Source organism: Brevundimonas denitrificans, from assembly GCF_030160755.1.
In the GTDB taxonomy this organism is placed as follows: Bacteria; Pseudomonadota; Alphaproteobacteria; order Caulobacterales; family Caulobacteraceae; genus Brevundimonas; species Brevundimonas denitrificans.
In genome coordinates, this window is the sequence record NZ_BSOY01000015.1 from 24745 (window position 1) to 43397 (window position 18653).

Annotated in this window: 15 protein-coding genes; 5 read left to right on the forward strand and 10 right to left on the reverse strand. The window is 69.3% G+C overall.

The annotated features are described in order from the left end of the window. The first annotated feature begins 34 nt into the window (after positions 1 to 34). Positions 35 to 961 carry a LysR substrate-binding domain-containing protein gene (locus QQJ79_RS05260; RefSeq protein WP_284221867.1) on the forward strand — a complete coding sequence of 309 codons (927 nt, stop codon included), beginning with the start codon at positions 35 to 37 and terminating at the stop codon, positions 959 to 961. On the opposite strand, the gene QQJ79_RS05265 is transcribed toward QQJ79_RS05260, so the two are convergent. The 9 genes from QQJ79_RS05265 to QQJ79_RS05305 all read right to left on the reverse strand — a co-directional run bounded on the left by QQJ79_RS05265 (position 958) and on the right by QQJ79_RS05305 (position 12212). Then, positions 958 to 2748 (reverse strand): DUF885 domain-containing protein, encoded by a 1791-nt coding sequence (locus QQJ79_RS05265; RefSeq protein WP_284221868.1) that lies wholly within the window; start codon positions 2746 to 2748, stop codon positions 958 to 960. The genes QQJ79_RS05260 and QQJ79_RS05265 overlap by 4 nt on opposite strands. Before the next feature lie 16 nt (positions 2749 to 2764). Beyond that, a complete protein-coding gene (locus QQJ79_RS05270) occupies positions 2765 to 4561 on the reverse strand; it encodes a DUF885 domain-containing protein (RefSeq protein ID WP_284221869.1) in 1797 nt (598 codons plus the stop codon). A gap of 67 nt (positions 4562 to 4628) precedes the next feature. Continuing rightward, positions 4629 to 6449, reverse strand: coding sequence for a DUF885 domain-containing protein (locus QQJ79_RS05275; RefSeq protein WP_284221881.1), 1821 nt, complete (start codon positions 6447 to 6449; stop codon positions 4629 to 4631). A 72-nt stretch (positions 6450 to 6521) separates the two neighbouring features. Continuing rightward, a complete protein-coding gene (gene cckA, locus QQJ79_RS05280) occupies positions 6522 to 8576 on the reverse strand; it encodes a cell cycle histidine kinase CckA (protein ID WP_284221870.1) in 2055 nt (684 codons plus the stop codon). 98 nt (positions 8577 to 8674) lie between these two features. After that, positions 8675 to 9040, reverse strand: a complete 366-nt coding sequence (locus tag QQJ79_RS05285) for a hypothetical protein (RefSeq protein WP_284221871.1) — start codon at positions 9038 to 9040, stop codon at positions 8675 to 8677. A 53-nt stretch (positions 9041 to 9093) separates the two neighbouring features. Continuing rightward, positions 9094 to 10185 (reverse strand): Glu/Leu/Phe/Val family dehydrogenase, encoded by a 1092-nt coding sequence (locus tag QQJ79_RS05290; protein ID WP_284221882.1) that lies wholly within the window; start codon positions 10183 to 10185, stop codon positions 9094 to 9096. A gap of 107 nt (positions 10186 to 10292) precedes the next feature. Beyond that, positions 10293 to 11303 carry an alpha/beta fold hydrolase gene (locus QQJ79_RS05295; RefSeq protein ID WP_284221872.1) on the reverse strand — a complete coding sequence of 337 codons (1011 nt, stop codon included), beginning with the start codon at positions 11301 to 11303 and terminating at the stop codon, positions 10293 to 10295. Beyond that, positions 11300 to 11908 carry a uracil-DNA glycosylase family protein gene (locus tag QQJ79_RS05300; protein WP_284221873.1) on the reverse strand — a complete coding sequence of 203 codons (609 nt, stop codon included), beginning with the start codon at positions 11906 to 11908 and terminating at the stop codon, positions 11300 to 11302. The genes QQJ79_RS05295 and QQJ79_RS05300 overlap by 4 nt, the downstream gene beginning before the upstream one ends. After that, positions 11892 to 12212 carry a DUF3253 domain-containing protein gene (locus QQJ79_RS05305; protein ID WP_284221874.1) on the reverse strand — a complete coding sequence of 107 codons (321 nt, stop codon included), beginning with the start codon at positions 12210 to 12212 and terminating at the stop codon, positions 11892 to 11894. The genes QQJ79_RS05300 and QQJ79_RS05305 overlap by 17 nt, the downstream gene beginning before the upstream one ends. 50 nt (positions 12213 to 12262) lie before the next feature. Between QQJ79_RS05305 and QQJ79_RS05310 the strand changes: the two genes are divergently transcribed. Then, positions 12263 to 12697: a PaaI family thioesterase gene (locus QQJ79_RS05310; RefSeq protein WP_284221875.1), complete on the forward strand. Its 435-nt coding sequence runs from the start codon at positions 12263 to 12265 to the stop codon at positions 12695 to 12697. Between the two features lie 24 nt (positions 12698 to 12721). On the opposite strand, the gene QQJ79_RS05315 is transcribed toward QQJ79_RS05310, so the two are convergent. Then, the gene (locus tag QQJ79_RS05315; protein ID WP_284221876.1) at positions 12722 to 13291 is read right to left on the reverse strand and encodes a TetR/AcrR family transcriptional regulator; all 570 of its coding nucleotides are present in this window, start codon (positions 13289 to 13291) and stop codon (positions 12722 to 12724) included. A gap of 148 nt (positions 13292 to 13439) precedes the next feature. On the opposite strand from QQJ79_RS05315, the gene QQJ79_RS05320 reads away from it, so the two are divergent. From QQJ79_RS05320 to QQJ79_RS05330, 3 genes are all read left to right on the forward strand, one after another. Beyond that, a complete protein-coding gene (locus tag QQJ79_RS05320) occupies positions 13440 to 14639 on the forward strand; it encodes an efflux RND transporter periplasmic adaptor subunit (protein ID WP_284221877.1) in 1200 nt (399 codons plus the stop codon). 4 nt (positions 14640 to 14643) lie between these two features. Further along, positions 14644 to 17871: an efflux RND transporter permease subunit gene (locus QQJ79_RS05325; RefSeq protein ID WP_284221878.1), complete on the forward strand. Its 3228-nt coding sequence runs from the start codon at positions 14644 to 14646 to the stop codon at positions 17869 to 17871. After that, positions 17871 to 18653 (forward strand): TolC family protein (locus QQJ79_RS05330; protein ID WP_284221879.1); only part of this gene is annotated, 783 nt, incomplete at its 3' end. The genes QQJ79_RS05325 and QQJ79_RS05330, both read left to right, overlap by 1 nt.

The following is an 18653-nucleotide window of genomic DNA, read 5'->3' on the forward strand; positions in this document are numbered from 1 at the left end:
ACCAGATGATCGGCGCAAACCACAAGGACACCTTATGGCCGATCCGCTCGCCGGCATCCCCCTCGCCTCCATCCGGGTGTTCGAGGCCGCCGCCCGTTTGAAGAGTTTCACTCGCGCCGCCGAGGAACTGGGCATGACCCAGGCCGCCGTCAGTTGGCAGATCAAGGCGCTTGAGGGCCGGCTGGGTCAGAGCCTGTTCCGCCGCCTCCCGCGCGAGGTCCAGCCGACCGAGGGCGGAGAGCGGCTTTCGCGCGCCGCGACGGAGGCCATGACCCTGTTGCGCCGGGCCGTCAGCGACCTGACGGAGGCGGACGAGCACATCCTGTCGATCACCACCCTCGCCTCCCTGGCGGCCCAATGGCTGGCGCCGCGCCTCGGCGGATTCCAGGTCGCCAACCCGGGTCTGGCGGTGCGGCTGGACACCAATCCCAACCTGCTGGACCTCGCCCGCGAGGGGTTCGACATCGGCATCCGCTCCGGCTCCGGCGACTGGCCCGGCATGGAGAGCCAGCTGTTGATGCCCAGCGTCTTCACGCCGGTGTGCAGCCCGGCCATGGCCGAGCGGCTGAATCTGAAACAGCCCGGCGACCTGCTCGATGCGCCACGCATCGGCATGGAGAAGGAATGGGCCGCATGGTTCGCGGCGGCGGGCGTCAACGGCGGGACCCAGCCCATGAGTCGGCTGACCGCCGACTATCAGGTGCTGGAAGTCGCGGCGGCGCTCGGCGACCAGGGCGTAGCCCTCGCCTCGCCCATCCTGTTCGCGCGCGAGCTTCGCAACGGCCTGCTGGTGCGGCCCTTCACCCAGACGGTGTCGTTCCACACCGGCTACTATCTGGTCTGGCCCGAGGGACGGCGGCGCTCGCCCAAGATCGCCCGTTTCCGGGAGTGGCTGGCCGCCCAGGCCGACGCCGATCCCACGATCGTCGCCGCGCGGGGGACTTCTGGCGGGGCCGTCTAGGCCCGCATCAGCCCTTCCAGCACCGCCAGCGGCACGGAGCCGTTCAGCAGCACCCGGTCGTGGAAGGCCTTCAGATCGAAGCCCGGACGCGCCTCGGCCTCGGCCCGCAGCCGGGCGATCACGGTCTGGCCCAGCTTGTAGGAACAGGCCTGGCCGATCGAGACGCAGTAGCGATCGATCTCCTTCTCGGCCGACTCCGGCGGCTCGCCGCATTCCTCGATCATGTAGCGGATGGCCTGGTCGCGGCTCCAGCGCTTGTGGTGCAGGCCGGTGTCGACCACGAGGCGCACGGCGCGGAACAGATAGGACTGCAGGTATCCGACCCGGCCCAGCGGATTGCCCGCATAGACGTCCAGATCGTCGGCGGCGACGCGCTCGGCGTACAGGGCCCAACCCTCGTTGAAGGCCGAATTGCCGGCGACGCGGCGATAGATCGGCAGGCTGCCGGCCTCGCGCGCGACTGTGATCTGGAAATGGTGGCCCGGCGAGGCCTCGTGATAGGTCAGGGTCGGCAGACCCCATTTCGGCCAGTTCGCCGTGTTCGACAGATTGATGTAATAGGCGCCCGGCCGGGTCCCATCGAGCGAGGCGGCCTGGTAGTAGCCGCCCGGCGCGCCCAGCTCGATCGACGGCGGCACCCGGCGGATTTCGACCTTCGCGCCCGGCAGGGTGTTGAACACCCGCGGCAGCATCGGCTCCAGCTCGGCCATCTGCCGGTTCAGGGATTCGATCAGCTCGACCTTGGCCTCGTCCGTGTTGGGCCAGAGATGCTGCGGGTCCTCGCTGAGGGTCTTGATCCGGGCGCCGACCGAACCCTCGGTCATGCCCATTCGCTTGAGGATCGTATCGATCTCGGCCTGGATGGAGGCGACCTGCTGCAGGCCGATGTCGTGGATGTCCTGGGCGCTGTAGTCCGTGGTGGTGAAGGCGCGAAGGGCGAGGGCGTAGGCCTTGTCGCCCTGCGGCAGTTTCCAGGCCCCGGCGTCTTCGGTCGCATTCGGGCGCTGGGCCTCGAAGACGGCGATCTGGCGGCTCAGGGCCGGCTTGATCTCGGCGTCGATCACACTGGCGGCCTGGGCGCCCCAATCGCCCATCATATTGCGCTCGTCCGTCTTGCGGATCAGCGCCTGGAGCATGGCCATGTCATAGGCCGGCGTATCGCGCAGCGTCCGCAACTGGGTCAGGGTCTTGTCCATCAGGAAGCTGGGCAGCATGACGCCGAGCGCGGCGTCGGCCGCGATCCTTTCGCTCTCCTGATCCAGCAGCCGGGCGAAGGCTGACAGCCGCGAGATAAAGGCCTCGGCGTCGGCCTCGGTCTCAAGCCGGTGCTGGTTGGCCATGAAGTCCGGTACGGAGAAATAGGCCCCGGACCGCTGGGTCACGACATAGGGCCCGCCCCCGCCGTAGGGGATGTCCGCCGCGCGGGCCGCGCCCTCGGCGGTGAAGCGATAGACGGCCAGCGAGACCCGGGCCTGATCCGACAGGCCCTCATCCGACACGGTCTGGATTTCGGCCCAGCGGGCGCGGGCGCGGACGCGGTCGGCCTCCGCGTCCGCGATCCCGGCCTGACGCAGTTGACCCGAAAGAGCGGCCCGTGCGCCCCTGTCGAGACCGAGGTTGGTCGCATACTCCGGCGACAGGTCGACATTCTCCTCGAACCAGCGCGTCAGCATGGCGTCCAGCCGCGCGTCGGCAGGCGACATCGCCGGTGTCTGGGCCATGACGGGCAGGGCCGCCATCAGGCCGAGGCCGGCGGAAGACAGCATCAGGCGGCGGCGGTCGATCATGCTCAGGCTCCGGGTCTTATGAAGCCATCGCCGCGCGGACGCGCCGCTCGAGGATGGTCAGGGGAATGTTGCCGCCGTCGATCACCGCGGCGTGGAAGCGTTTCAGGTCAAAGCCCGGCCGGTCCTTCAGACTGCCTCGCAGGGCGGTGATGAAGGTTTCGCCGATCTTGTAGCTGCACGCCTGCCCGGGCGCGACGCAATAGCGTTCGACCTCGGCCTCGTTGGGATCGCCGACGTTCTCGGTGAAATACTGGATGGCCCGCTCGCGGCTCCAGTCCTGGGCGTGCAGGCCCGTGTCGACCACCAGACGGCAGGCCCTGAACAGGAAGCTCTCCAGATAGCCGATGCGACCGAAGGGGTCGCCGTCATAGACACCCAGCTCATCGGCCAGACGCTCTGAATACAGGCCCCAGCCCTCGCCATAGGCCGAAAAGCCGCCGACCCGCCGGTAGATCGGCAGTTCGCCCGCCTCGCGCGCCAGGGCGCCCTGGAACAGATGGCCCGGCGCCGCCTCGTGATAGGTCAGGGTCTTCAGCGTCCAGCGCGGCCACTCCGCCGTGTCACGCAGGTTGATGTAGTAGATTCCGGGCCGCGACCCATCCAGACTGCCGCCCTGGGCGTAGCCGCCCGGCGCGCCGGCCTCGATCGCCGGCGGCACGCGGCGCACCAGAAAGTCATTGCGCGGAATGCGCGGGAAGACCTCGGGCATGCGGGCGCGGATGCTGGCCATCTCCGCATTGACAAAGGCCAGCAGTTCCTCGCGCCCGGCGTCGGTGTTGGCGAAGCGGAAGCGCGCCTCGGTGCGCAGGCCGGCCAGCCGTTCGGCGACCGTCCCCTGCGTATAGCCCTCGCCCTTCAGCAGAAGGTCGATCTGGTTCTGAAGGTCGGCGACCTGTTCCAGACCGATGCGGTGAATGTCCGCGGGCGAATAGTCGGTGGTGGTGAAATTGCGCAGGTTGAGGGCGTAATAGGCCTCGCCGTCCGGAACGCGCAGGACCCCGGCCTGATGGCTGGAGCGGAGCCGCAAGGCCTCGACCGCGGCGATCTGACGGGTCAGCGCATCCCGTACCCGACCGTCGAACATTCGGGCGGCGCCTTCGCCGAAATTCGGCAGACCCTTCTCGGTCGACCGGCGCACAAGCGACCGGATCATGGCCTGCTCTTCGCCCGGCTGGTCGCGCAGCGCGGTCAGTTGGAGCCTTGTCTTGTCCAGTACGAAGTCGGGCGCGATCACGCCCATCTCGGCATTGGCCAGCATCCGCTCCGTGTCCTGATCGAGCGCGGTCGGAAAGGCATCGAGACGGTTCAGGAAGGCGACCACGTCCTCCTCGGTCTCGATCGGATGGGTGCTGTCCAGGAAGTCCGGTACGGTCGCATAGGCGCCGCCCAGCTGTGACACGCCATAGGGTGTCTGCCGCCAGCCGTCCGGCGTGTGCCAGGGAAAGCGGGCGTAGCCGACGGCCAGCTCGCGCTGGAACAGGGCGATGTCGAAGCTCAGCCGTCCTTCCGGCGAGAGGGCCTCGGCGCTTATGGCCCGCAGCCGGTCCAGCCGTTCGCGGTTGCGCGGGACTTCCGCCTGGAAGGCGGCGACCGAGCGGTCGTTCAGCCGGCCCCTCTGCGCCGCGCGCGCGCCGACGTCGAGCCCGAGAGACGTTGCGCTTTCAGGACTGCGATTCAGACCGTCCTCAAACTGGCCCTGCAGCAGGGCGTCCAGCCGGTCGTCCTCGAACGCCGGGGTCTGTGCGACGGCGGGCAGCGCCGCCGTCAGGCCGAGGCCCGCGGAGGACAGCATCAGGCGACGGCGGTCGAGCATGGAATATCCTCTGGCTGCGAAGTCGGTCCTCCGACCCGGCGCGGCGAGCGGAGGACCGGGTTTCGTCTCAGGTCCGCTGGGCCGCGATCCAGTCGGTCATGATCTTGTCGAGCACGGTCAGCGGCACGCCGCCCGCGTTCATGCCCGCGTCGTGGAAGGCCTTGATGTCGAACCGGTCGCCGAGGGCGGCCTGGGCCCGGGCGCGCAGTTCGATCCATTTGTTGTGGCCGACCTTGTAGCTGGAAGCCTGACCCGGCCAGACGCAGTAGCGCTCGACCTCGGTGGTGACGGCGGTTTCGGAGTCGCCCAGGGTCTCGACCATGTAGCGGATCGTCTGTTCGCGGCTCCAGCGCTTGTGGTGCAGGCCGGAGTCGGCGACCAGCCGCGTGGCGCGGAACAGCAGCGACTGCAGATAGCCGATCTGGCCGATCGGATTGTCGGCATAGACGCCCATCTCATCGGCCAGTTGCTCGGCGTAGAGGCCCCAGCCCTCGGAATAGGCCGAGAAGCCCAGCACCTTCATGAGCAGAGGACGGTCGGCCTGTTCCTGCTGCAGGGCGATCTGGTGGTGATGGCCCGGCGACGCCTCGTGATAGGTCAGGGTCGGCAGCTGCATGCGCGGCCATTCGGCCGTGTCGCGCAGGTTGATGTAATAGGCGCCGGGCCGGGAACCGTCGAGCGCCGGCGAGTTGTAGTAACCGCCCGGCGCGCCCGCCTCGATGAAGGTCGGCACGCGGCGGATTTCGACCGGGGCGGCCGGGATGCGGCCGAAATACTGCGGCAGCCGCGTCGCCATATCGGCCATCTGGGCGTTGAGGTCGGCCAGCAACTGCTCCTTGCCCGCGTCGGTGTTGGGATAGAGCTGGCTCGGGTCCTTGCCGAGGGCGGAGATGCGCTCGCCGACGGTTCCCTGGGTCAGGCCCTGGGCCTTGAGCAGGACATCGGCGCGGGCCGAAAGCTCGGCTACCTGTTGCAGGCCAAGGTCGTGGATTTCGGCGCCCGACAGGGTCGAGGTCGTGTAGCTGCGGATGCCCCAGTCGTAATAGGCCTCGCCGTCCGGCAGACGCCAGACTCCGGCGTCATGGACAGCGTCGGCGCGGCGGGCGCGCATGGCCTCGGCCTGGCGGCGCAGGGCTGGATAGACCTCGCCCTCGACGATCCGCTGGGCCCGGGCGCCCCAGTCGCCGGCCAGGTTCTTCTCGGCCGTCCGGCGCACGACGGAGGTGGTCAGAACCGACTGGCCCGCGGGGGTGTCGTAGAGGTTGGCGAGTTGCAGCAGGGTCTTGTCGATGATGAAGTCGGGCGGCACGGCGCCGGCCGCGAAATCGGCCTGCATCCGCGCCGTTTCCTGATCCAGCGCGGTCGGGAAGGCGGCGACGCGCGACAGATAGGCCTCGGCGTCCTCGGCGGTCTCGATCGCGTGCTGGGTGTCGAGGAAGTCCGGCAGGCTCTGGTACGAGCCGGTCAGCTGCGAGATCGTATAGGGCGCGCCGTTGCCGTACGGGAACCGTTCGCCCATGATCTGGGTCTCGCCGAAGAAGCGCAGGGCGTCGTAGTAGACGCCTTCGGTCACTGGCAGGGCCGCTCGATCGATGGCCCGGAGCTGATCCATCTGGCCGTGGAAGACCACGCGATCGGCGTCGATCTTGGCCTGGGAGCGGTCGTCGAGGCGCGACTTCATCGCCGCCATCGGCCCCTTGTCCATGCCCAGCGACGTCAGGGTCTCAGGCGACTCCAGCAGGAAACTCTGGACGATCGCGTCCATCAGGGCGGTCAGGGCGGCGGAGGCGGAGGCGGCCGCGGCAGGCGTTTGCGCCAGGGCCTGGCCGCAGGCGGCGAGGCCCGCTCCCGCAGCGGCGGTGAACAGCAGGCGGCGGCGATCGATCATCATGGCGGCAGGCTCCGTGGCGCGAGGCGCCAGAGGATGGCGCCCGATGCGGATTGGCAAGTTACCGATGGTTCAGCTTGCGTGCAGTTCCTGCTTCACGCGTTCGGCCAGGGTCTTGATGTCCAGCGGCTTGGGCAGGAAGGAGACCCCGACCTCGTCCTGCAGCAGGTCCGAGAAGTCGCTTTCGGCGTAGCCGGAGATGAACAGGACCGGCGCATCGCCGAGGTATTGCCGGGCCTTCTTGAGCAGGGCCGGGCCGTCGAGACCGGGCATGATGACGTCGGAGATCATCATGTCGATGGTCCCGGCATGTTCCTCGGCGAGGATCAGCGCTTCCTCGCCGTCGGCGGCCTCGATCACCTCATAGCCGCGCTGACGCAGCAGGCGGGCGGCGATGCCGCGCACGGCGGCCTCGTCCTCGACGAACAGGATGCGGCCGGCGCCGGACAGGTCACGCGGCGCCTTGGCGACCTTCTCGACCACCGGCGTCTCGGCCAGCTCGGCCTCGGCGGCTTCGGGCAGGAAGATGCGGAACACGGCGCCGCCGGCCGGGGCGTTCGACACATTGATGTGGCCCCCCGCCTGTTCGACGATGCCATAGACGGTGGCCAGGCCCATGCCTGTGCCCTCGTTCACCGCCTTGGTGGTGAAGAAGGGTTCGAAGATCTTGTCGAGGAGCTCCGGCGGAACCCCGGGGCCGGAATCGCTGACCTCGATCAGGGCCACGGCGGCCGTGGAGGCCGCGCTCCAGCCCAGAAGCCGGGCCTCGTCGGCGGTCAGGCGAGCGGTGCGGATGGTCACCACGCCGGCGCCCGGCTCGACCACGCCGCGCATGGCGTCGCGGGCGTTGACGGCGAGGTTCATCACCGCCGTCTCGAGCTGGCTCTTGTCGGCCAACACCACCGGCAGGTCGCGGCCGTAGTCGGTCTCGAGCCGCACATCCTCGCGCAGCAGGCGGCGCAGCAGGACGGCGAACTCGCCGACCAGCTCGCCCAGATCCAGCCGCTCGCGCCGCACCGTCGACTTGCGCGAGAAGGCCAGCAGCTTGCGCACCAGATCGGCGGCGCGGATGGCGGTCTGACGGATTTCGTTGAGCCCCTCATACGAAGGGTCGCCGACCGGATGCCGTTCCAGCAGGCCGGACAGCTGCAGCTGGATCGCGGTCAGCAGGTTGTTGAAGTCGTGCGCCACGCCGCCGGCCAGCTGACCCACGGCCTGCATCTTCTGGGCCTGCGAGAGCTGCAGCTCCATCGACTTCTGGGCCGAGACGTCGAACAGCCAGATGCGGCGGCGGTCGCCTTCAGGGGCGACATAGAGGTGGAGCATGCGGTCGGGAAAGGCGCGGGCGACCAGTTCGATCGGGCCGGAAGAACCGGCGTCCAGCTTCAACCGCGCCTCGGCCACGCCCGCCGGATCGAACAGATGGCCGAAGGCGGCGTCGCGGGCCGCGGCCGGACCGGTCAGGACTGACAGGGCCGCGTTGGGCTCTTCGACCTTGCCGGAGAACAGATCCTGGGCGTCGATCACCGCCGAGCCGAAGGGCGCGCCGGCGGCCATGGCGCGGCTCTCGACGGCGTTGGAGGTCGCGGCATGGCGCGGCGAGACAGCGGCCCCCACGGGCAGCACGGCCTCCGGTGCGGCACGGACGAGAAACCGCCCCTCCCCGGCCTGACCGATCAGGACTTCCTGCTCGCGGTCGCCGATGACCACGATGGCGCGGCCCTGTTCGCCGGCGCGGGCCTGGGCGAAGGCCATGTAGAGGGCCGAGGCCGACTTCCCTTTCGGCAGGGCGACCGTGGCGCCGTTGGCCTCCGCCCAGGCGCCGTTGAAGGCCAGCACCTGGCCGGTCGACCAGACCAGCGCCGCCGGCTCGGCCATGGCGTCCAGCAGTTCGACCGTGGCGTCGCCGATCGGCTTGCGTGTCTCGCTGCGGGCGAAGGCGAACAGGCCGATCAGGGCCACGGCGCCGACGGTGAAGATCAGCACCAGCCCCGGCGCGCTCGTCGGATCGGCGCGGAACGCCGGATAGGCCAGGGCTCCGACCGCGACCACGAAGCCGACCGCCATCACGATCAGCAGCGGATCGAAGGGTCGGCCCCTGGTGGAGGTCACAGCGGTTGCGGTCATGGCGCCTCAGCCCGAATCAGCACGGGAAGCATGCGCCATAGTGTTCCGTATGCGCCCGGCGCGCGAATCCAGGATTCCGGGGCGGAAGCGAGCCAAACCTAGTCGTCGTCCCCGAAGACGTCGTCATGCGACACCGTCCGCCGGCGCCTGATCCTCGGGTAGTCAGGCGTCGTTCCCGAGACGAAACTCAGGGCGTCCCAGGACACGCGCCAGATCCGGAAAAGGCCGAGGGCGGACAGGACGCCGCCGATCATCAGGCCGACGACATAGAAGCCGAGGAAGAGCGAATCCAGGGGAGACAGCCGCCGATACCCGCGCCGCTCAGCCAGCCACCAGTCGGGAACCTCGGGCTTGACCTCGCCGTAGAGCCAGGCCACGCCCGCGCTCCAGACGACGAACAGGGCGAGCCAGCAGAGCGATGCGCCGACGGCGCGCCATATCCACGGTTTGGGCCAGCCGTTCATCCCGCCAGCCTAGCCGATGGCGTCGCGAAGGCGAACGGATGGATTCCCGCGTGTCAGGCGGCCTTGCGCTGCTCGGCCTTCAGGTCGCGCGCGGCGTTGATGCGGGCCTCGGCGATGGAGTCGGCGATCTGGTGGGTCGGGCGCTTCTCGGCTTCCGAACGCTCCAGCACCTCCGCCAGCGTGTCCATCAGGCGCGACAGCTTGGTCTCGACCCAGGCCGGGTCATAGGCGCCGCCGGTCTGGCGAGCCGTCAGTTCCGAGGCGACGTTGATGATGCCGCCGCCGTTGACGACATAGTCGGGGGCGTAGAGCACGCCGCGCTCGAACAGGATCTGGCCGATGTCCGGCGTGGCCAGCTGGTTGTTGGCGGCGCCGACCACGGCCTTGACCGTCAGCCGGTCCAGCGTCTGCGGGTTCAGCGTCGCCCCGAGGGCGCAGGGGGCGTAGATGTCGGCCTTGACGTCATAGATGGCGTCCGGGGCCACGATTTCCGCGTTGGTGCGGGCGGCGACCTCGGCCAGCAGGGCCGTGTTGACGTCCGTCATGATCAGCTTCGCGCCGGCCGCGTACAGCTTGTCCGCCAGATAGCCGCCGACGTGGCCGATGCCCTGCACCGAGACGGTCAGGCCGGTCAGGTCGTCCTGCTTCCACAGTCGACGGGCGACGGTGAGGGTCGAGCGGAAAACGCCCTCGGCGGTGACGGGGCTGGGATCGCCCGAGGCCTCGGGACCGTCGTTCAGACCCAGCACATAGGGGGTGACCTTGCGGGCCTCGGCGATGTCGGAGACCGACACGCCGACGTCTTCCGCCGCATAGTAGATGCCGCCGAGGGTATCGACCGCACGACCGAAGGCGCGGAAAAGCTCGGGGGTCTTCTGGGTGCGGGAGTCGCCGATGATGACCGACTTTCCGCCGCCCATCTCCAGATCCGCGACGGCGTTCTTGTAGCTCATGCCGCGCGACAGGCGCAGGACGTCCTCAAGAGCTTCGGCGCTGGAGGCGTAGTTCCACATCCGGGTGCCGCCGACGGCCGGGCCGCGCGCGGTTGAGTGAACAGCGATAATGGCGCGGAGGCCGGTCTTTTCATCAAAGACCGCGTGCACGCCTTCGTGGTTCGCGAAGGACGGGGAATCAAACAGCGTCATGCTCACTTGGGCGTCTCCCGGGGTATTTTTTGTTTGGGCGGCTGATACGCCGGGACGCTTAACAGGGCAAGCATGGCGGTTTCGCGACGAGGAATGGCCGGTGGCCACTAGCCGCTTCTTCCCTGTCGAAGCGCCGGCAGCACCGCCCCGGCTCCCGACGGCAGCGGCGCCGCGGGGTCGCGCAGCCAGGCCTCGACGTCGCGGTACATGACCTCGGCCTGCAGGTCGCGGTTCAGGATGTGCCAGCCGTCGGGATAGAAGCCGGTGCGAAAACCGGGCCGGTCCCCTGCCCGCTCCAGCGCGCGGCGCATCGGGTCCGGCCGGATGACATTGTCGTTCGCTCCGTACAGCAGCAGGGTCGGGACGCGTATGTCGCCAAGGCGGAGTGACGCCGTCTCCATCAGATCGACCAGGCCGTGCAGGGCGTCGAACCGGGTCGAGATGAGGCTGTTCGGGTCGCGATAGTTGCGAAACAGCTCCATGCGGTTGTCGGAGGCCGGAAGCGCCCGGACCGCCCATTCGGGCGCATCGACGGCGCGGTCGCCCATGGCGCGGGCGGCGATCCACAGGCCGGCGGAATTCACCGGCCCCTGCGCCGACCAGCCCCAGACGGCCGGGGCCAGAAGGACGACGCGGTCTGCCTCCGGCGGCCGGTTCGAGCCGAAGGCGGCGACGGCCACCGCCCCGCCCATGCTCTCCCCCGCAACCGCAATGACGGCGCGCGGATGGCGGGCGCGGGCGAGGGCGACGGCGGTGCGCAGATCCCCGGCCATGCGCGCCTCTCCGGCCCAGACGCCGCGGCCCGGTGCCTCGCCGAAGCCCCGCTGGTCGATGGCCCAGGTCTCTATGCCCCGCTCGGCCCACCAGGGCCCCGCCAACCGAAAGGCGGCGCGCGAGTCGTTCATCCCGTGCAGGGTGACGATGACGGCCCAGGGTTCGCCGCTGTCCGGCGCCCAGCGCGCCAGCGGCAGACGGGCGCCGTCGTCCATGACGAGCGCCTGCGCTTCCAGAGCCGGTCCGGCGAATCCGGGGGGCGGGACCATCGGCGGCTGGATGGCCGGCGTGGCGCAGGCGGCCAGTGCAAGCAGGGCGAGGAGGAGGCCGAGGGCGCGGATCATGGCGTCAGGATGCCACGCACCCGCTCGCGCAGGTAGGGCAGGACCTCTTGCTCGAACCAGGGGTTCTTTCTCAGCCAGGCGGTATTGCGCCACGACGGATGCGGCAGGGGCAGGATCGAGGGGGCGCAGTCGCGCCAGGCCCGCACGGTTTCGGTCATGTTCGCCTTCGCCCGCTCGCCCAGGGCCCAGACCTGGGCGTAGCCGCCGACCAGCAGGGTCAGTTCGACCTCGGGCAGGCCCGCCAGCAGTTGCGGCCGCCACAGTTCCGCGCAGCGCCGCGGCGGCGGATAGTCCCCGCCCTTCGGCGCTGTGCCGGGATAGCAGAAGGCCTGGGCCGCCACGCCGATGCGCCGGTCGGCGTAGAAGGTCTCACAGTCCACGCCCAGCCAGTCGCGCAGGCGGTCGCCTGAGGGATCGGTGAACGGCAGGCCGCTCTCATGCACGCGCCGGCCCGGGGCCTGGCCGCAGATCAGCAGCCGGGTCTCCGGAAAGACGCGGACCACCGGGCGCGGCGTATGCGGAAGCTGGCCTAGACAGGCCCGGCAGGCGCGGATGTCGTCCAGAACGGCCTGAAGGCCCTCCGCCGGATCAGGCGAAGTCGTCATCGTCCTCGACGACGGGCGGCAGGGCGGCGAGCGCCGCGGCGGTCTCGGCCTCGGTCGGCAGGCGCAGGCGGATGACGCCCTTGAAGGCGTTGGGATCGATCGCCTTGCCCTTCTTGGTGATCGTCAGCTTGCCCTGACGCATCAGGGCGAGAGCGCAGTGCCGCACCTTGGGCAACATCCGCTGCCATTGTTCGGGCTGCAGCTCCTTGGCCACATCGGCCGGTTCAATGCTCTTGCCGCCGACGCCCTTGGGGTCGGCCTTCGCCAGTTTTTCGAAGATGGCGGTTTCGATGGGGTCGCTCATCGCGCCTATATGCTGCATTGCGAGAGCGATAGTAAGGCGGAGCGCGAACGATGGTTCAGAAGGTCACGGTGACGGAGGGCGAGTTCGCCGGCTGGCAGATGTACGATCTGCACGGCACCTTCGATCAGGTGGTGGGCCCGTTCTACTTCAGGCCGGACCCCGACGGAGGCATGCGCTGCGCCTTCCGCGCCGAACCCAAGCATATGAACGCGGGCCACCGGATGCACGGCGGCTGCCTGATGACCTTCGCCGACATCGCCCTGTTCCAGACCGCCTATCAGGAGATGGAAGGGGCTTCCGGGGTGACGGTGTCGCTGGATTCCACCTTCATCGACGGCGCCTATGTCGGCGAACTCGTCGAGGCGACGGGCGAGGTGGTCCGCGCCGGAAAGAGCCTGATCTTCGTTCGCGGCCAGATCCACGCGGGCGAGCGGGTGCTGATGACCTTCTCGGGCGTGATCCGGAAATTCCAGCCGCGCGACTGAGCGTCGATAACCGCGCTACCGGTGTCAGTTGTCGATAATGTTCTGAAGGATCAAGGCCATCCGGTCGGCCAGCCGTTCGCATTCGGCCGGAGTCAGGCCGAAACCGGCGGTGATCTCGCGGCTCACCGCCATGCCCATGATGGTCGCGGCGGCGAGGCGGGCCCGCACCGCCCCGTCCTCTCCACCGATCCAGGCCGCGAAGGGATCGAAGAAGCTCTCGCTGCCGGTTCGCTGAACCAGTTCCATAGCCTTGGCCGAGCCGATGGAGCGAAGCATGATCAGCAGCTTCTTGAGCTTGCCCTCGCCGCCGCCCTCGAATATGACGTCGCGGGCGACCCGTCGGCCGAAATCGGCCCGTTCGCCATCCATCAGGTCCCGGCCGTTCGCGCAGCTGTCGAGGACCGTCAGGAACAGCTCCTCCTTTGAGCCGAAATAGCGGGACACCAGGGCGGCGTCGACGCCGACGTCCCCGGCGATGTCGCGCATGCCGACGTCGTCATAGCTTTCCCGCGCGAATCGCTCGCGGGCGGCGGCCAGGATGGCGGCGCGGGTCGCCTCGGCATTCCGGGGCCGGGGCGCGACGTGGCAAAACAATTCGTGATCTCCGCAATAGCCCCAATATGCATATGGCTTTGTCATCACCCGTTGACAAGCGAAAGCACGATCACCATTAAGTCACCGGGCGTTGACTACCGGCTTCCTCCCCGTTCGCCGCGGTCGACATGACAGGGATTGATCATTCATGCGCACCGCCAAAATCTTGGCCGCGTCCGTCCTGATGACGGCCGCGCTCTATGGCTGCTCCGGGCCGAGCGAGGCCCAGGCTCCGCCCGCGCCTTCGGTGACCGTGGCGGTCCCGTTGGTCCAGGCTGTGCAGGACTGGGACGAATTCACCGGCCGGTTCGAGGCGACCCAGTCGGTCGAGGTGCGGGCGCGTGTCGGCGGCTATGTCTCGGGCGTGCATTTCCGCGACGGCGACTATGTGCGCCGCGGCCAGCTGCTGTTCTCGCTCGATCCGCGCCCGGCCCAGGCGGCCCTGGCCTCGGCCCGGGCCCAATTGTCGCAGGCCCAGGCGCAACTGGCGCTGGCGCAGAGCGAACTGACGCGGTCCGAGACCCTGCTGGCCTCCCAGGCCGTGTCCCAGGCTGAGGTCGACACCCGGCGCGGCGCCCTGCAGACAGCCCAGGCGGCCATCGCCGCCGCCAACGCCAACGTCCGCGCCCGCCAGCTGGACCTCGAATTCACCCGCGTCACCGCCCCCATCTCGGGCCGCGTTTCGGATCGCCGCGTCGACGCCGGCAACCTCGTCGCCGGCGGATCGTCGGCGGCGGACGTCCTGACGACCGTCGTCTCCAGCGCGCCGATCCATTTCGTCTTCGACGGCTCCGAAGCCGTGCTGCTGAAATACCAGCGGCAGGTCCGTCGCGGGGCCGCCCCGATCCAGGTGCGGCTGCAGGATGAGACGGGCTTCACCCGGTCAGGCACGCTCGATTTCACCGACAACACCGTCGACACCGCCTCGGGCGTGATCCGGCTGCGGGCCGTGATTCCGAACCCGGACGGTTTCCTCAAGCCCGGCATGTTCGGCCAGGCCCGGCTCGCCGGGGCCGGAACCTATGACGCCATGCTGGTGCCCGACGCGGCGGTGGCGACGGATCAGGCCCGACGGATCGTCTATGTCGTGGCCGCCGACGGCTCCGTTTCGCCCCGCCCGGTCCAGCTCGGCCCGGTGGTCGACGGGCTGCGCATCATCCGCTCAGGCCTCCAGCGCACAGACAGGGTCATCATCGCCGGGGTTCAGCGCATCCAGCAGCCCGGCATGAAGGTCCAGGCCCGCAACGGCCAGATCCGTCCGGTCGCCCGCGAAGCCCAGGTCCCGGTGACCCAGGCCGCGCCCGCTTCCAGCGCCACCTTCGCCAACAGCCTGTCCTCGGGCGACTGAGCCCATGAACATCTCACGCTTCTTCATCGACCGGCCGATCTTCGCGGCCGTGATCTCGGTGTTCATCACCCTGCTGGGCGTCTTCGCCTATCCCCTGCTGCCGCTGTCGCAGTACCCGGAGATCGCGCCGCCCACGATCGCCGTCACCGCCGTCTATCCGGGCGCCTCGGCCGAGACCATGGCCGAGACCGTGGCCGCGCCGATCGAGCAGGAGGTCAACGGCGTCGAGCGGATGCTCTACATCTCGTCCTCCTCGACCTCGGACGGGGTGGCGACCGTCACCGTCACCTTCGAGCCGGGCACGGACCTGGACGCCGCCCAGGTGCTGGTCCAGAACCGCGTCTCCCTGGCCGAGCCGCGCCTGCCCGAGCCGGTGCGCCAGATCGGCGTGACGGTGAACAAGCAGCAGCAGGATTTCCTGCTGATCATCGGCCTGACCTCGCCCGACCGCAGCCTGGCCAATGACTATATCGGCAACTACGCCAACTCGGTGATCCGGGACCGGATGCTGCGCCTCGACGGCGTCGGCGCGGTGCAGGTGTTCGGCGGCGGCAACTATTCGATGCGGGTCTGGATCGACCCGAACAAGGCCGCCGCCCGCAATCTGACGGCCCAGGAAATCGTCGGCGCCCTGCGCGGCCAGAATACGTCCGCGGCCGCCGGCGCCATCGGCCAGCCGCCCTTCCCCACCAACGCTGCGGCCTTCCAGCTGCCGGTTCAGGTGCAGTCCCGCCTCAGCGATCCCGAGCAGTTCGGCCAGATCGTCATCAAGACCGACGCCGAGGGCCGCGTCACCCGCGTCAGCGACGTGGCGCGCGTCGAACTGGGTTCGCAGGACTACGGCATCCGCGGCTATTTCGACGGCCAGCCGGGGGTCGCCCTGGCGATCCAGCAACAGCCCGGCGCCAACGCCCTGGAGACCGCCGAACGGGTCCAGGCCGAGATCGCCGCCGTGCGCGCCGGTCTGCCCCAGGGCATGGCCATCTCCGTGCCCTACAACCCGACCGAATTCGTCGCCGAGTCCGTCGAGGCGGTGCAGCATACGGTGTTCGAGGCGATGATCCTCGTCGTCCTGGTGGTCATCGTCTTCCTGCAGACCTGGCGGGCGGCCATCATTCCGATCGTGGCCATTCCGGTTTCGCTCGTCGGCACCTTCGCCGTGCTGCTGGCGCTCGGCTATTCGATCAACTCGCTGTCGCTGTTCGGTCTGGTGCTGGCCATCGGCATCGTCGTCGATGACGCCATCGTCGTGGTCGAGAACGTCGAACGCTACATCCGCATGGGGCTGTCGCCCCGCGAAGCCGCGTACCGGTCGATGAAGGAAGTCTCCGGCGCCCTGATCGCCATCGGTCTGGTGCTGGTGGCGGTGTTCGTACCGACCGCCTTCGTGCCCGGCATCCCCGGCATCTTCTACCAGCAGTTCGCGGTGACGATCGCCTCGGCCTCGGTGATCTCCCTGCTGGTCTCCCTGACCCTCTCGCCGGCCATGGCGGCGGTGCTGCTGAAGCCGCACGACCTGACCCACGAGCCGACGCGCAGGCCGGGCCTGCTGGGCAGCGTGGTCTACTATGGCGGCTGGGCCGGACGGCGGTTCAACGAGGGTTTCGACTGGCTTTCGGACAAATACGGCCGCCTGACCGCGCGGCTGGTGCGGACCGTGGGCGTGGTGCTGGCTATCTACATCGGCCTGCTGGCCCTGACAGCCTGGCGCGTGGTCGACACCCCGACGGGCTTCATCCCGGAGCAGGACCAGGGCTATCTCATCGGCGTCATCCAGCTGCCCGCGGGCGCCTCGCTGGAACGCACCGAGGCCGTGATGAGCCGCGCCTCGGAGATCATCAAGAACACCGAGGGGGTCGACGGCACCGTCGCCTTCGCCGGCCTGGATGGATCCAGCTTCTCGTTCGGCTCCAACGCCGCGACCATCTTCGTGCGGCTGGACGAGTTCGATCATCGCACCGCCGAACAGTCCGCCGTCGCCCTGGCCGGAGCCATCACCGGCGCCACCTTCGGCATCGAGGACGCCAACATCTTCGTCATCGCCCCGCCGGCGGTGCAGGGACTCGGCAATGGCAACGGCTTCAAGATGATGGTGCAGGACCGCTCCGGCGCCGGCTACCGGGCCCTCGAAGGCGCCACCTTCGCCATGATGGGCGCCGCGGCCCAGTCGCCGGATCAGGTGCAGCAGGTGTTCTCGACCTACAACACCGGCTCGCCCCGCATCTCGGCCGACATCGACCGCGACCGGGCCCTTATGATGGGGGTCCAGCCGGCCGATGTGTTCAGCACGCTCGGCATCTATCTGGGCTCGGCCTACATCAACGATTTCAACTTCCTGGGCCGCACCTTCCGGGTCACGGCCCAGGCCGAGCCGGCCTATCGCGATGACGTCGCCGACATCGCCAATCTGAAGACCCGCTCGGCCTCCGGCGCCATGGTGCCGATCGGTTCGGTGGCGACGCTGAGGGACGATTCCGGCCCGGCGCGCGTGGTGCGCTACAACCTGTTCCCGGCCTCGGAGCTTCAGGGTCAGGCCGCGCCCGGCGTCTCGTCGGGACAGGCGCTGGACGCCATGGAAGGTCTGGCCGCCAACGCCCTGCCGGCCGGCTTCTCCTACGAATGGACCGAGCTGGCGCTGCAGGAGCGGTCGTCCTCGGGCGGAACCACCCTGGTCTTCCTGATGGCGGTCGTCTTCGTCTTCCTGGTGCTGGCGGCCCAGTACGAGGCCTTCACCCTGCCGCTGGCGGTGGTGCTGATCGTGCCGATGTGCGTGCTGGCGGCAATGCTCGGGATCGGGCTCCGCGGTCTGGACAACAACATCCTGGTCCAGATCGGACTGGTGGTGCTGATCGCGCTGGCGGCGAAGAACGCCATCCTGATCGTCGAGTTCGCCAAACAGGCCGAGGACGAGGGCATGAACCGCTGGGACGCGGCCGTTCAGGCGGCGCGCACCCGTCTGCGGCCGATCCTGATGACCTCCTTCGCCTTCATCTTCGGCGTCGTGCCGCTGATGCTGGCCACGGGGCCGGGGGCGGAGATGCGCCAGTCTCTGGGCACCGCCGTCTTCTCCGGCATGCTGGGCGTGACCGTTTTCGGCCTGGTCTTCACGCCGGTCTTCTATGTCGTCAGCCGCTGGCTGGCCTCGAAGGTGCACCGCGGGCGGAACAAGGTCGCCGCCCCGCCTCATGAGGCCGATCCCGCTCCGGCCACACCCCTGCCGGGAGACGCCTGATGACCCCCTTTCCGAACCCCCGGATCCTGACCGCAACCGCCTTCGCCAGCCTCTTGCTGGCGTCGTGCGCGGTCGGGCCGAAGGCGCCTGACGCCCCCTTCCCCCCCTCGGCGTCGGGCGCCTTCGTAAGCTCTGCTCCCACCATGACCTCCGACGCCGCGCGTGACGACTGGTGGCGGCTGTACGACGATCCCACCCTGGACGGCCTGGTCCGCCAGGCCCTGGCCGGGAACAATCAGCTCGAGGCCGCGAGCGCCAATCTGCGCGCCGTCCGCGCCACCCTGAACGAAACCCGCGGCGCCCGCCTGCCGCGCCTCAACGCCTCAGGCTCGGCCCTCTACAGCCGCCAGTCGGCGGGCTCGATCCCGCCCGGCGGCGGCGCTCCGGGCGGTCCTCAGGACGAGGTGGAGACCTACGACGCCGGTCTCGACGTCAGCTATGAGATCGATCTCTGGGGCCGGGCCTCCGCCGCCATCCGCGCCGCCCGCGCCGACGCTGACGCCACCGAGGCCGCCGTCGACATCATCCGCGTCACGGTCGCGGCCGAGACGGCCCGGGCCTATGCCGACGCCTGTTCCGCCAACGCCCAGATCGCGGTCGCGGAGCGGACCATAGAGCTTCAGTCCGACACGGTTGGCCTGACCCGACGCCTGCTCGACGCCGGCTCGGGCAACGGTCTGGACGTGGCCCGCGCCCGCTCGGCGCTGGAGTCGAGCCGCGCCGCCCTGCCGCCGCTTCGCGCCCAGCGCCACGGCGCCCTGTTCCAGCTGGCGACCCTGACC